Origin of the sequence: Micromonospora musae (genome assembly GCF_003626545.1) — a bacterium.
In the GTDB taxonomy this organism is placed as follows: domain Bacteria; phylum Actinomycetota; class Actinomycetes; order Mycobacteriales; family Micromonosporaceae; genus Micromonospora; species Micromonospora musae.
In genome coordinates this window covers 226,649-240,076 of sequence record NZ_RAZS01000004.1, presented here as the reverse complement: position 1 = coordinate 240,076, position 13,428 = coordinate 226,649, and the positions used below count along the sequence as shown (strand labels likewise).

The 13,428-nt window shown below is 73.0% G+C and carries 12 protein-coding genes; all 12 read left to right on the top strand.

Features of this window, described 5'->3' with window-relative positions; translation table 11 throughout:
- The first annotated feature begins 12 nt into the window (after positions 1-12).
- The 12 genes from D7147_RS12900 (at position 13) to D7147_RS12845 (ending at position 13,364) form a co-directional block, all read left to right on the top strand.
- Complete coding sequence (locus D7147_RS12900) at positions 13-345, top strand: YlxR family protein (RefSeq protein WP_120677158.1); 333 nt, start codon at positions 13-15, stop codon at positions 343-345.
- A 93-nt stretch (positions 346-438) separates the two neighbouring features.
- Entirely contained in the window at positions 439-3,456 is a 3,018-nt protein-coding gene (gene infB, locus D7147_RS12895; protein WP_120677156.1) for a translation initiation factor IF-2, read from the top strand.
- Between the two features lie 90 nt (positions 3,457-3,546).
- Complete coding sequence (locus tag D7147_RS12890; protein WP_120677154.1) at positions 3,547-3,840, top strand: DUF503 domain-containing protein; 294 nt, start codon at positions 3,547-3,549, stop codon at positions 3,838-3,840.
- Between the two features lie 157 nt (positions 3,841-3,997).
- Positions 3,998-4,483 carry a 30S ribosome-binding factor RbfA gene (gene rbfA, locus D7147_RS12885; protein WP_120677818.1) on the top strand — a complete coding sequence of 162 codons (486 nt, stop codon included), beginning with the start codon at positions 3,998-4,000 and terminating at the stop codon, positions 4,481-4,483.
- The gene (locus D7147_RS12880; RefSeq protein ID WP_120677152.1) at positions 4,480-5,553 is read left to right on the top strand and encodes a DHH family phosphoesterase; all 1,074 of its coding nucleotides are present in this window, start codon (positions 4,480-4,482) and stop codon (positions 5,551-5,553) included. Before rbfA ends, D7147_RS12880 begins: the two co-directional genes overlap by 4 nt.
- Positions 5,554-5,644: 91 nt before the next feature.
- On the top strand, positions 5,645-6,052 hold the full coding sequence (locus D7147_RS12875; RefSeq protein ID WP_120677150.1) for a hypothetical protein: 408 nt from the start codon (positions 5,645-5,647) through the stop codon (positions 6,050-6,052).
- Positions 6,052-6,261: a DUF6186 family protein gene (locus D7147_RS12870; protein WP_199716764.1), complete on the top strand. Its 210-nt coding sequence runs from the start codon at positions 6,052-6,054 to the stop codon at positions 6,259-6,261. The genes D7147_RS12875 and D7147_RS12870 overlap by 1 nt, the downstream gene beginning before the upstream one ends.
- 666 nt (positions 6,262-6,927) lie before the next feature.
- Positions 6,928-8,247: an MATE family efflux transporter gene (locus D7147_RS12865; protein ID WP_120677146.1), complete on the top strand. Its 1,320-nt coding sequence runs from the start codon at positions 6,928-6,930 to the stop codon at positions 8,245-8,247.
- Between the two features lie 116 nt (positions 8,248-8,363).
- Entirely contained in the window at positions 8,364-9,248 is an 885-nt protein-coding gene (truB, locus tag D7147_RS12860; protein WP_120677816.1) for a tRNA pseudouridine(55) synthase TruB, read from the top strand.
- Between the two features lie 82 nt (positions 9,249-9,330).
- A complete protein-coding gene (locus D7147_RS12855; RefSeq protein ID WP_120677144.1) occupies positions 9,331-10,260 on the top strand; it encodes a bifunctional riboflavin kinase/FAD synthetase in 930 nt (309 codons plus the stop codon).
- Positions 10,261-10,510: 250 nt separating this feature from the next.
- The gene (rpsO, locus tag D7147_RS12850) at positions 10,511-10,780 is read left to right on the top strand and encodes a 30S ribosomal protein S15 (RefSeq protein ID WP_120677142.1); all 270 of its coding nucleotides are present in this window, start codon (positions 10,511-10,513) and stop codon (positions 10,778-10,780) included.
- Between the two features lie 226 nt (positions 10,781-11,006).
- The gene (locus D7147_RS12845; protein ID WP_120677140.1) at positions 11,007-13,364 is read left to right on the top strand and encodes a polyribonucleotide nucleotidyltransferase; all 2,358 of its coding nucleotides are present in this window, start codon (positions 11,007-11,009) and stop codon (positions 13,362-13,364) included.
- Positions 13,365-13,428 lie beyond the last annotated feature (64 nt).

Below are 13,428 nucleotides of genomic sequence, written 5' to 3'. Positions count from 1 at the left end.
TAGACTTTCTCAGTGGCACGACGCGCGCAGCCGGAGCGCACCTGTGTGGGTTGCCGGCGGCGAGCGCCGGCCGGTGATCTACTGCGGGTGATAGCGGTCGGCGACGGGGCTGGTCACAGCCTCCGGCCCGATCCGAACCGCAGAATGCCGGGTCGGGGAGCGAACATGCACCCGGATCCGGCCTGCTTCGCGCTGGCAGTGCGGCGACGCGCCTTCGGGCGGGCGCTGCGCGTCACCGGGGTCCTTGACGACGGTGAGCTTGCGGAGCACATCGATGCGCCAACCACGACGTCCGGTCAACCCGACCGGGCGCGGGTCGCTAGCAGGGTAGGACGACCGACATGAGCACACGATGAAGTCGCAGAAATGACCAGGCTTCAAGTGCACGAGTGAGGTCGCTGCGGGTGCTGCCCGCACGACCTCGGAGTGAGGAGTGCAGTGGCAGGTAAGGCCCGCGTACACGAGCTTGCGAAAGAGCTCGGGGTCGAAAGCAAGACCGTTCTCGCCAAGCTCAAGGAGATGGGCGAGTTCGTGAAGTCAGCGTCCAGCACCGTCGAGGCGCCTGTCGCCCGACGGCTGCGGGGCGCATTCGTCGCGTCCGCCGGCGGTTCGTCGGCGCCGTCCGCTCCGGCGGCGGCCCCGAGCCCGGCGCCGACTCCGACCCCGACACCCTCGCCGACGCCGACCCCGGGTGCCCCTCGGGTCTCGGCCCGGCCCATGCCGCCCCGGCGTCCGGCCGCGGCGACCCCGGGACCGAAGCCCAAGGGCCCGGTCCCCGGCCCGCCGCAGCCGGCGGCTCCGGTCGCCAAGCCGGCGAGCGCGCACGACATCGAGGTGGCGGCCGCCGAGGCGCGCGCCGCCGCCCTCAAGGCTGAGCAGGAGGCCGCGGTCAAGGCCGCGCAGGCCGCCCGCCAGCAGCAGCGGGAGAACGTCCGCCGGGAGCCCCCGGCCGAGGGCGGTCCCCGTCCGGGTCCGCGTCCGGGTCCGAACGCGGCGCCGCCGCGTACGGGCGCCCCGGCCGCCGGTCGTCCCGGTGGCCCGACCCCGGGCCCCGGTCCCCGGCCGGGCGGTCGTCCGCCGGCGCGCGGCGCCGGTAACAACCCGTTCGGTATCCAGGGCGGTCAGCAGCAGCGGCCGCCGGCCGCCGGTGCCGGCGGTCCCCGGCCGAGCCCGGCCGGCATGCCGCCGCGGCCCAGCCCGGCCTCCATGCCGCCGCGGCCCAGCCCGGCTTCCATGCCGAGCCAGCGCCCCACCACGGGTCGCCCCGGTGGTCCCGGTGGCGGTCGTGGCGGCCCCGGCGGCGGCGCTGGCCGTCCCGGCGGCGGTGGCGGCTTCCGTGGCGGTCCCGGTGGTGGCGGCGGCGGTGGCGGTGGCTACCGCGGTGGCCCCGGTGGCGGCGGCGGTGGCGGTGGCTACCGCGGCGGTCCCGGTGGTGGCGGCGGCGGTGCTCCCGGCGGCGGTTTCCGTCCGGGTGCCCCGGCCGGTGGCGGCGGTCGTCCCGGTGGCGGCGGTCGTGGCCGTGGCGGTGGCGCCGCGGGTGCCTTCGGGCGTCCCGGTGGTCGGCCGACCCGTGGCCGCAAGTCCAAGAAGCAGCGCAGACAGGAGTTCGACAACCTGTCGGCCCCGACCATGAGCTCGGGTGCCCCCCGGGGTCAGGGTCAGGTCGTCCGGCTCTCCCGTGGCGCCTCGCTCTCGGACTTCGCCGACAGGATCAACGCCAACCCGGGTTCGCTGGTCCAGGAGATGTTCAACCTGGGCGAGATGGTCACCGCGACCCAGTCCTGCTCTGACGACACCCTGCTGCTGCTGGGTGAGCACCTCGGCTTCAACGTGCAGATCGTCAGCCCGGAGGACGAGGACCGCGAGCTGCTCGCGCAGTTCAACATCGACCTCGACGCCGAGGTTGCGGAGGACCGCCTGGTCAGCCGTGCGCCGGTGGTGACCGTCATGGGTCACGTCGACCACGGTAAGACCAAGCTGCTCGACGCGATCCGCAAGGCGAACGTGGTGGCCGGCGAGGCGGGTGGCATCACCCAGCACATCGGCGCCTACCAGGTCCACGTCCCACACGAGGGCGAGGACCGGGCGGTGACCTTCATCGACACCCCGGGTCACGAGGCGTTCACCGCCATGCGTGCCCGTGGTGCCCAGGTCACCGACATCGTGGTGCTGGTGGTGGCGGCCGACGACGGCGTGATGCCGCAGACGATCGAGGCGCTCAACCACGCCAAGGCGGCCGACGTGCCGATCGTGGTGGCGGTCAACAAGGTCGACAAGCCGGAGGCGAACCCGGACAAGGTCCGCCAGCAGCTGACCGAGTACGGCCTGGTCGCCGAGGAGTACGGCGGCGACACCATGTTCGTCAACGTGGCAGCCAAGCCCGGTATCGGCATCGACGACCTGCTCGAGGCCGTCCTGCTGACCGCCGACGCGTCGCTGGAGCTGACCGCTCCGATCGACGGGCCGGCGCAGGGTGTGGCCATCGAGGCGCACCTGGACAAGGGCCGCGGTGCGGTGGCGACGGTGCTGGTGCAGAAGGGCACCCTGCGGGCGGGCGACTCGATCGTCGCCGGTGGGGCGCACGGCCGGGTCCGCGCGATGCTCGACGAGAACGGCAACGCGGTGGCCGAGGCGGGACCGGCCCGTCCGGTGCTGGTGCTCGGTCTGACCGCGGTGCCGGGCGCGGGCGACACGTTCCTGGCGGCCGAGGACGACCGCACGGTGCGGCAGATCGCCGAGCAGCGGCAGGCACGGCGGCGGGCGGCGTCCTTCGCCAACTCGCGCGGCCGGGCCACCCTCGAGACGCTCATGGAGCAGCTCAAGGAGGGCGAGAAGACCTCGCTCAACCTGGTGCTCAAGGGCGACGTCTCCGGTTCCGTGGAGGCCCTCGAGGACGCGCTGTTCAACCTCGACATCCCCGAGGAGGTCCAGCTCAGGATCATCCACCGGGGCGTCGGTGCGATCACCGAGAGCGACGTCATGCTCGCGAGCGCCTCGACTGAGGCGGTCACGATCATCGGCTTCAACGTCCGGGCCGCCAACAAGGTCCGGGAGATCGCCGACCGCGAGGGCGTGGAGATCCGGTACTACACCGTCATCTACCAGGCCATCGAGGAGATCGACGCGGCGCTCAAGGGGCTGCTCAAGCCGGAGTACGAGGAGGTCGAGCTCGGCACCGCGGAGATCCGCGACGTCTTCCGCTCGTCCAAGATCGGCAACATCGCCGGTTGTATCGTCCGCTCCGGACTCATCCGCCGCAACGCGAAGGCGCGTCTGCTGCGGGACGGGGCGGTCGTGGCGGAGAACCTCACGATCAACTCGCTGAAGCGGTTCAAGGACGACGCCACGGAGGTCCGGGAGGGCTTCGAGTGTGGTCTGACTCTGGGTGGGTTCAACAACCTCCAGGTCGGCGACATCATCGAGACCTTCGAGATGCGGGAGAAGCCGCGCGCCTGATCCCGTGTTGACACGCTGATCAAGGGGTTTACGCCGTCCGGCGTAAACCCCTTGATCATGTGGGGTGGGCTGCGGGTATCGTCCGGGGCGATGTTCACCGGAACCGTGGTCTTCGACCTGCTGCTGCCCGGCGACTCCCGGTCGCTGAAGGCGAAGAGATCGTACGTACGACCCATCGTCGCGGCGCTGCGTCGCTTCGAGGTCTCCGCCGCCGAGGTGGGGGCGCTCGACCTGCACGGTCGAGCCCAACTGGCGGTGGCCGTGGTGGCCGCCGAGGCGGCACACGTCCACGAGGTGCTCGACTCCTGCGAGCGTCTGGTCGCCAACCGTCCCGAGACCGAGCTGCTCTCGGTCCGTCGTCGGCTCTACGGCGAGGACGACTGACGGCTGTGAACGGCGTCGCCCCGCGGTGGGGCCGCCGCCGGCTCCGCGCGCCGGGTCACACCGCGCGGGTAATGTTCGAGATGTTGGCCGGTCGGGCCGGCGGTGCGTCAGCTGGCCGCGTCCCGGCCGGGAGCGGGACACCGTGGAGGTGGCGAAGATGACGGATCCGGCCAAGGTACGCCGGCACGCGGAGCGGGTGCGCGAACTGGTCGCGTCGGTGGTGCGGAGCCAGATCAAGGACCCGCGCCTCGGCATGATCACCATCACCGACGCCCGGATCACCGCCGACCTGCGCGACGCCACGGTCTTCTACACGGTCCTCGGCGACGCGGCGGCGCAGGCGGGCACCGCCGCCGCGCTGGAGAGCGCGAAGGGCATGCTGCGCAGCACTGTCGGCAAGGCGCTCGGGCTGCGGCACTCGCCGACCCTGACCTTCGTCCTCGACGACGTCCAGGATCAGGTCAAGCACATCGACGACCTGCTCGCGGCGGCCCGCAACGCCGACGCCGAGGTGCAGCGGATCGCCGCCCAGGCCCAGTACGCGGGCGACGCGCAGCCGTACCGGCTCGACGAGGACGACGAGGACGCCGAGGAGACCGAGGACGCCGAGGACACCCCGCCCGCCGGCGGGGACCGGCGGTGACCGGGCCGTCCGGCACGGCCGGCTCCGTCGTCGAGGCGGCGCCGGCCGACTCCGGCCCGAGCGCGGGCGACTGGGCGGCGGCGGAGTCGCTGCTGCGCAACCTCTCTCCCGAGGCGCGGGTGCTGCTCGTCTGCCATGTGAACCCGGACGGCGACGCCCTGGGCAGCATGCTCGGGTTCGCGCTGGGCCTGCAGCGGCTCGGCGTACGCCGGATGCAGGCCACCTTCCCGGGCCCTCCGGAGGTGCCTGTGCCGCTGCAGGGACTGCCGGGGCTCGATCTGCTGGTGCCGGCGACCGAGGCATACCCTGCCCCGGACCTGGTCATCTGCTTCGACGCGGCGAGTGAGTCGCGCCTCGGCGAACTGGTCGACCGGCTGGACACCGCCGGTGCGTCGCTGGTGCTCGACCACCACGCCTCGAACACCCACTTCGGCGAGGTGAATCTGGTCGACCCGTACGCGGCGGCCACCTCGGTGGTGGCCGAGCAGCTGCTGACCCGACTCGGCGTCGGGTTGGACGCCGGGATCGCCGAGTGCCTCTACGTCGCGCTCACCACCGACACCGGCTCGTTCCGCTTCGAGGCCACCACCCCGGCCGTGCACCAGCTGGCGGCCCGGCTGTTGGCTACCGGCATCCGTCCCGGCGACATCTCGCGGCGGGTCTTCGACACCCGGCCGTTCGGCGCGGTGCGGCTCTTCGGCGAGGTGCTCGGCCGGGCCCGGCTGGAGCCGGTCGCGGCCGACGGCCGAGGGCTGGTCTGGACGTGGGCCACCCTGGACGACCTGGTCCGGCACGATCAGCGCCCGTACGTGCTGGAGGCGTTGATCGACTCGGTGCGGTGCACGGCCGAGGCGGACGTCAGCTGCGTGTTGAAGCAGACCGCGCCCGGTGAGTGGGCGGTCTCGCTGCGCAGCAAGGGCGCGGTGGACGTCAGCCGGGTGGCGCTCGCGCTGGGCGGCGGCGGGCACCGGTTCGCCGCCGGATTCACCGGAAGGGGCACGGCCGAGGAGGTCGTCGACCGCATCCGCGGCCAGCTCGACGCCGCGGTGATCCCGTCCGCCGGGTCCTGATCCGGGACGGCTCGCCGCCCCGTGCCGCCGCGCGGCACGCCGGGAAAACGCCGGCCTTTCCGCAGCGGCCCGGCGCGGGGAGAATCATGGGATGGAGCAGCCGAACGAGCTCACCGTCGAGGCGCCCCGCGCCTGGGACCGTCCTACCGTCTCCATTCCCGTGCTGGCCTGCCTCTCCCTGGTGGGTGGCCGGTTCGCCTCCTTCTCCACCGAGGCCAATCTCTACATCCTCGGCACCGGCGGCCTGCTGATCTGGCTCGGTCTGAGTAACCGGGTGCCGCGGCGCCCGGCTCCCACCCGGCTTGGCTCCGGCACCGTGTGGTGGAGCCTGCCGATCGTGGTGTTCGGGATCTTCGAGGGCGTCACCTTCGTGGTCGCGGCGGGTGACGACTTCCCCACCTTCTCCCGGCTGGCCGATCCGCTGCTGGAGGATCATCTGCTCCGTTCGGTGGCCTGGTTCGCCTGGCTGGCCGCGTTCTGGGAGCTGGTGCGGCGATGATGCGGGCGTTGGCCATCGGTGGCTTCCTCGCCGCGCTGGCGCTCTTCGCGGTGATGGAGTGGCTGGCTCGTCGGGAGGGGTCGCGGATCCCGACGCTCGGCGACCTGTGCGCCTACGTGATGCGCTACGAGGTGGGCCCGGTTCCGGTGGGCCGGATCGGACTCTTCGGCTTCTGGTGGTGGCTGGGCTGGCACTTCCTGGCCCGCTGAACGCGCAGACCCGACCGTCCGCATGCCGGGAACCGTACGCGGACGCGGCTGACTGAACGCTAATTTGGGAATCGGCCGGCGTCGTGCTCATCGGCGCAGGTCGTGGGGGTGGTGCCGCACCCGGCCCCGCCTCCCTCCAGGGTCGACAGACCCGGGCCCGCGCCGCCCGACCGGCCGCTCCGGTGACCCCGGACCGCCGTCACGGCGCTTCGCAGGATCGCCCGTGCGGGCCGCCGCCTGTCGGTGGCGCACACCCTGGAAGGGAAGACCACGATGTCGAGCAAGCCCAAGCCCGAGCCCAAGCCCGTCGACGAGGCCCGCGAGCAGCTCCGCCGCGCGCTGCAGACGTCGATGGACACGCGTCAGTGACCCGTACCGGCCGGTGGTGACGCGACCGGCGTCCCGCGCCGACCGCGTCACCGCCCCGGGCGCGCCCATCGCCCGACCGCCGGGCTGGCCCGACCGCCCGGCCGGGGGCATTCCGCCGGTTTGATGATCCACTCGAGGTCATTGAAGTCGGGGTGTCGAGGGCGGGAGATGACCCCGACTTCATGGAAGTCGAGTCGATCATCCGGACCCGGCCGCGCCCCGCCCCGAAGTCGCCCCGCGCGGTAAGTTCTCACCTGTCTTGCGATCCTTACGTCGCGCGTGCCAGGATCGGCGGCGATGACACAGACCGCCCCCGCCCCACCCGCCGCGGCTCGCCGGATCGCCGGGCTCGCCCTGCCGGCCCTCGTCGTACTCGCCGCCGAGCCCCTCTACGTGCTGGTCGACACCGCGGTGGTCGGTCACCTCGGCCGGGCCCCGCTCGCCGCGCTCGCCGTCGGCGGCACGGTCATGACGCTCACCGCGTGGCTCGGCACCGTCGTGGCGTACGGCACGACAGGGCGTTCGGCCCGCCGGTTCGGGTCGGGGGACCGGGCGGCCGCCGTCGCCGAGGGCGTGCAGGCGTCCTGGCTCGCGTTCGGCGTCGGAGTGCTGGTCGCCCTGGCCATGCAGCTCGGCGGCGGGGCGCTGGCGCGTACCCTCGTCGGGAACTCCGGCGAGGTGGCCGACGCCGCCGCCCAGTGGCTGCGGATCGCGGCGCTCGGCGCCCCCGGGCTGCTGCTCGCCGCGGCCGGTAACGGCTGGCTGCGCGGCGTCCAGGACACCCGCCGTCCGCTCTTCTTCGTGCTCGGCCCCAACCTGCTCTCCGCGGTGCTCTGCCCGCTGTTGGTCTACCCGGTCGGGCTCGGCCTGGCCGGCTCGGCGGTCGCCAACGTCGTCGCCCAGACCCTCGGCGGCGCACTCTTCGCCGCGGCCCTGGTCCGCGAACGGGTCCCGCTGCGGCCCCGGCTCCACCAGATCCGCCAGCAGTTGGTGCTCAGCCGGGACCTGCTGATCCGAGGTGCGGCCTTCCAGGCCAGCTTCCTCTCCGCCACGGCCGTGGCGTCCCGCTTCGGTGCGGCGGCGGTGGGCGCGCACCAGATCGCCCTGCAACTCTGGTTCTTCACCGCGCTGGTCCTCGACGCGCTGGCCATCGCCGGACAATCGCTGGTCGGCGCGGCGCTCGGCGCCGGTGACGAGGCGGGCGCCAAGGCCCTGGCCCGCCGGATCGGCCTGCTCGGCGGTGCCTGCGGGGTCGCCTTCGCGGTGCTGATCGGCGCGGGCGCGGGCGTCGTCCCGGCCCTGTTCAGCTCCGATCCGCTGGTACGCGAGCAGGCCATGGTGGCGTGGCCGTGGTTCGTGGCGATGCAGCCGCTGGCCGGGGTGGTCTTCGCCCTCGACGGCGTGCTGATCGGCGCGGGGGACGTGGCTTACCTGCGCAACCTCACAGTGGTGGCGGCGCTGGGCGGGTTCCTCCCCGCGATCTGGCTCGCGTACGGGCTCGACCTCGGGCTGGGTGGGATCTGGGCCGGCCTCACCCTCTTCGTGGTGCTCCGCCTGATCGCGCTGCTGCTGCGGCTGCGCTCCGGCAGATGGGCGGTCGTCGGCGCGGTCCGCTGACCGCAGCCGTCCCGCCCCGCTCGCCTCCGCCGCCCCGCGGCGGTCCCGGTGACGTCCGCCGCCGCCGCCGGTGTCGACGCGGGCCCCGAAGAGTGCTTCTGGCAGGCTTGTCGGTCGTGAGCGCAGACGGTCTGATCGTGGTGGACAAGCCGGGCGGCATGACGTCGCACGACGTGGTGGCGCGGGTGCGCCGGCTGGCCCGGACCCGGCGGGTCGGGCACGGCGGCACGCTCGACCCGATGGCGACCGGTGTGCTGGTCATCGGGGTGGGACGGGCGACCCGGCTGCTCACCTACGTGATCGGCGCGGGCAAGAGCTACACCGCCACCATCCGCCTCGGTCAGGCGACCGTCACCGACGACGCCGAGGGCGAGGTGATCCGCAGCGTCCCCGCCGGTGAGGTCGGCGACGAGGCGGTTCGGGACGCGCTCGCCGCGTTGACCGGGGAGATCGACCAGGTGCCCAGCGCGGTCAGCGCCATCAAGATCAACGGTCAGCGGGCGTACAAGCGGGTACGCGAGGGGGAGAGCGTCGAGCTGCCGGCCCGCCGGGTCACCGTCTCCCGGCTCGACCTGCTCGCCGTCCGGCGGGACCAGCCCGACGTCGTCGACGTGGACGTCGACGTGACCTGCTCCTCCGGCACGTACATCCGGGCCATCGCCCGGGACGCGGGCCTCTCGCTCGGGGTTGGCGGGCATCTGACCGCACTGCGGCGTACCGCGGTCGGGGGCTTCCCCCTCGCCGAGGCCGTCACCCTCGACGAGCTGGAGCGGCGCGCGCCCGAGGTGGTGACCCTGCCGCTCGCCGCAGCGGCCGAGCGGTTCTTCCCGCGTCGCGACGCCAGCGCCGCCGAGGCGACGGTGCTCTCGCACGGCGGGCCGCTGGATCCGGCCGGGATCGCCGGTCCGTACGCCGTCTTCGACCCGGCCGGCGGCCTGATCGCTATCGTCAGCGAGCGGGAGGGGCGGGCCCGCGCGGAGATCGTGCTCGCGCCGGCCTGACGGGCGGCGGCCGGCGGTGGTCGGCGTCGGGCGAGGCAGTGGCCGCCGGGGAGGAACCGGCGGAGGAAAGGGGAGGATCGGCATGCAACGGTGGCGGGGGTACGACGCGGCACCCGGTGGGTGGGGGCGGTCGGTCGTCACCATCGGTGTCTTCGACGGTGTGCACCGGGGGCACCAGGCGACCATCGGGCACGCCGTGACGCGCGCGCGGGAACTCGGGGTGCAGTCGGTGGTGCTCACCTTCGACCCGCACCCCGCCGAGGTGGTCCGGCCCGGCTCGCACCCGGCGGTGCTCACCGAGTCGGCCCGGAAGGCGGAGCTGATCGAGGAGCTCGGCGTCGACGTGCTCTGCGTGGTGCCGTTCACACCCGAGTTCTCCCGGCTGCCGGCCGAGGCGTTCGTGCACGACGTGCTGGTCGAGAACCTGCACGCGACCCGGGTCGTGGTGGGGAACAACTTCCGCTTCGGGCATCGGGCCGCCGGTGACGTGGCGCTGCTGGAGCGGCTGGGCGCGACGTTCGGATTCTCCGTCGAGGGCGGCCCGCTGGTGGCCGAGGAGGGCACGGTCTTCTCCTCGACGTACATCCGCTCCTGCGTCGACGCCGGGGACGTCGGCGCGGCGGCGGCCGCGCTGGGCCGGCCGCACCGGGTGGAGGGGGTGGTGGTCCGCGGCGACCAGCGCGGGCGCGAGCTGGGCTTCCCCACCGCCAACCTGCTCTGCCACCGGTACGCGGCGATCCCCGCCGACGGGGTGTACGCGGCCCGGCTGGTCCGTCGGGGCCGGCGGGAACCGTTGCTGGCGGCGGTGTCGGTCGGCACGAACCCCACCTTCTCCGGTCGGGAGCGGCGGGTGGAGGCGTACGCCCTGGACTTCGACGGTGACCTCTACGGCGAGCGACTGGCGCTGGACTTCGTGGCGCACCTGCGCGGCCAGATCCGCTACGACTCGATCGAGCCGCTGATCGCCCAGATGCACCAGGACGTGGAGCGGACCCGCAAGGCGCTCGGCTGAACCGCCCTCGACCAGGTCGGCGACCGGCGTCGGGGGCTCGGCACGGGGTGTCCGCGTGCGGCACCCGCGTAGCGCCGCACGGCCCTTGACCGGTGGGCGCGGCCGCGGCTGGTAGTCTGGCGGGGACGTCGGACGACCGACGGGGCCTCGCGTGCCTGCTCGACGCCGCGGGTGCGAGGTGCCGGTCCGGCTCCGGTCCATCGACCGGAGCGACGGACATCAGTGATCAACCCATCGAAACAGGGAGAACATGGCGCTCGACCAGGAAGCCAGGGCCAAGATCCGCGCGGAGTACGCGACCGCCGAGGGCGACACCGGTTCGCCCGAGGTGCAGGTCGCGGTCCTCACCAAGCGGATCGCCGAGCTCACCGAGCACCTGAAGGTGCACAAGCACGACCACCACAGCCGCCGTGGGCTGCTGCTGCTGGTCGGCCGTCGCCGTCGGCTGCTCAACTACGTCCAGAAGAAGGACATCAACCGCTACCGGTCGCTCATCGAGCGGCTCGGTCTGCGTCGGTGACGTGACGGGGGAGTGGCCATCCGGCCGCTCCCCCGCTCCGGTACCGCAGAAAGAGAACAGGGCAGCGCGACCAACCGAGTAGGGGAGCCGGTCAGTACCGGTCTCCGGTAGTGGCCCCCGGGGTACCCGGCTTACCGCCGTGGCCCGGGCGCTTCGATCGAAGACCGGCCTTCTGAGCAGCTTCCCGCGTCGCGAGCCCTCCGATGCGAAGGAGCACTACCGCACCATGACCGAGACCAAACTCGGCACCGAAACCCGCACCGCCGTGATCGACAACGGGTCCTTCGGCACCCGTGAGATCACCTTCTCCACCGGCCGCCTCGCCCGTCAGGCCGCCGGTTCGGTCATCGCCCAGCTGGGCGAGACCGTCGTCCTCTCCGCCACCACCGCGAGCAAGCAGCCGCGGGAGTCGTTCGACTTCTTCCCGCTGACCGTGGACGTGGAGGAGCGGATGTACGCCGCGGGCCGGATCCCCGGCTCGTTCTTCCGCCGTGAGGGCCGGCCCAGCGAGGACGCCATCCTCACCTGCCGGCTGATCGACCGGCCGCTGCGCCCGTCGTTCGTCAAGGGCCTGCGCAACGAGGTCCAGGTCGTCGAGACCGTCCTCGCGCTCGACCCGCAGCACCCGTACGACGTCGTGGCGATCAACGCCGCCTCGATGTCGACCAAGCTCTCCGGCCTGCCGTTCTCCGGCCCGATCGGAGCGACCCGGGTCGCGCACATCGACGGCCAGTGGGTCGCCTTCCCGACCCTGGAGGAGCTGGCCCGGGCCACCTTCGACATGGTCGTGGCCGGTCGCGCCCTGCCGGACGGCGACGTCGCGATCATGATGGTCGAGGCCGAGGCGACGCCGAACGCCGTCACCCTGATCTCGGGCGGCGCGACCGCGCCGACGGAGGAGATCGTGGCCAGCGGCCTGGAGGCCGCCAAGCCGGCGATCCGGGAGCTGTGCCGCGCGCAGAGCGAGCTCGCCGAGGTGGCCGCCAAGCCGGTCACCGAGTTCCCGGTCTTCCTGGACTACCAGGACGACGCCTACGCGGCGGTCGCCGACCTGGCTCGCGCCGAGGTCGCCGAAGCGCTTCAGATCGCCGGCAAGGCCGACCGGGAGGAGGCCCTCGACCGGGTGAAGGCCCGGGTCGCCGAGGAACTCGGTCCGCGTTTCGAGGGCCGGGAGAAGGAGCTCAGCGCCGCCTTCCGGTCGCTCACCAAGTCCGAGGTCCGCAACCGGGTGCTGCGCGAGCAGATCCGCATCGACGGCCGCGGCCCGCGTGACATCCGTCCGCTGACCGCCGAGGTCGGCGTGCTGCCCCGGGTGCACGGCTCGGCGCTCTTCGAGCGCGGCGAGACCCAGATCCTGGGCGTCACGACGCTCAACATGCTCCGCATGGAGCAGGCGCTGGACACGCTCTCCCCGGAGAAGTCCAAGCGCTACATGCACAACTACAACTTCCCGCCGTACTCCACCGGTGAGACCGGCCGGGTCGGCTCGCCGAAGCGGCGCGAGATCGGCCACGGCGCGCTCGCCGAGCGGGCGCTGATCCCTGTGCTGCCCTCGCGTGAGGAGTTCCCGTACGCCATCCGGCAGGTCTCCGAGGCGCTCGGCTCCAACGGCTCCACCTCGATGGGTTCGGTCTGCGCCTCGACGCTGGGCCTGCTCAGCGCCGGTGTGCCGCTGAAGGCGCCGGTCGCCGGCATCGCCATGGGCCTCATCTCCGACGAGGTCGACGGCAAGACCCAGTACGTGACGCTGACCGACATCCTCGGTGCCGAGGACGCCTTCGGTGACATGGACTTCAAGGTCGCCGGTACGTCGGAGTTCGTCACCGCGCTCCAGCTCGACACCAAGCTCGACGGCATCCCGTCGGACGTGCTGGCCGCCGCGCTCCAGCAGGCGAACGAGGCCCGGCAGACCATCCTCGGCGTGATGCAGGCGGCGATCGAGGGTCCGGCCGAGATGTCGGAGTACGCGCCGCGGGTCACCACCGTCAAGATCCCGGTCGACAAGATCGGCATGGTCATCGGCCCGAAGGGTCAGACCATCAACGCGATCCAGGACGAGACCGGCGCCGAGATCTCGATCGAGGACGACGGCACGATCTACGTCGGCGCGACCAACGGCCCGTCGGCCCAGGCCGCGGTGGACCGGATCAACGGCATCGCCAACCCGACGCTGCCGAAGGTGGGGGAGCGGTTCCTCGGCACGGTGGTCAAGACCGCCGCGTTCGGCGCGTTCATCTCGCTGCTGCCCGGCCGCGACGGCCTGCTGCACATCTCGAAGGTGGGCGACGGCAAGCGGGTCGAGAAGGTGGAGGACTTCCTCAACGTGGGTGACCGCGTCGAGGTGGAGATCGCCGACATCGACCAGCGCGGCAAGATCTACCTGGACAAGGTGCGCCCCGAGGGCGCCGAGGCGCCGGTCGCGGCTGCTCCGGAGGCCGCCGGTGGCGAGCGTCCGGCCGGCCGCGAGCGGGCTCCGCGGGAGCGTGGTGACCGCGAGCGCGGTGGCCGCGGCGGCTCGGAGCGGGGCGAGGGTGGCGAGGGCGGCGGCGACTCGCGTCCGCGTCGCCGGACCCGGCACAGCTGATCACCGACCGGCCGGACGGCGCCCCGACGGGTGCCGTCCGGCCGGTTTTCTTCGTACCACCCAC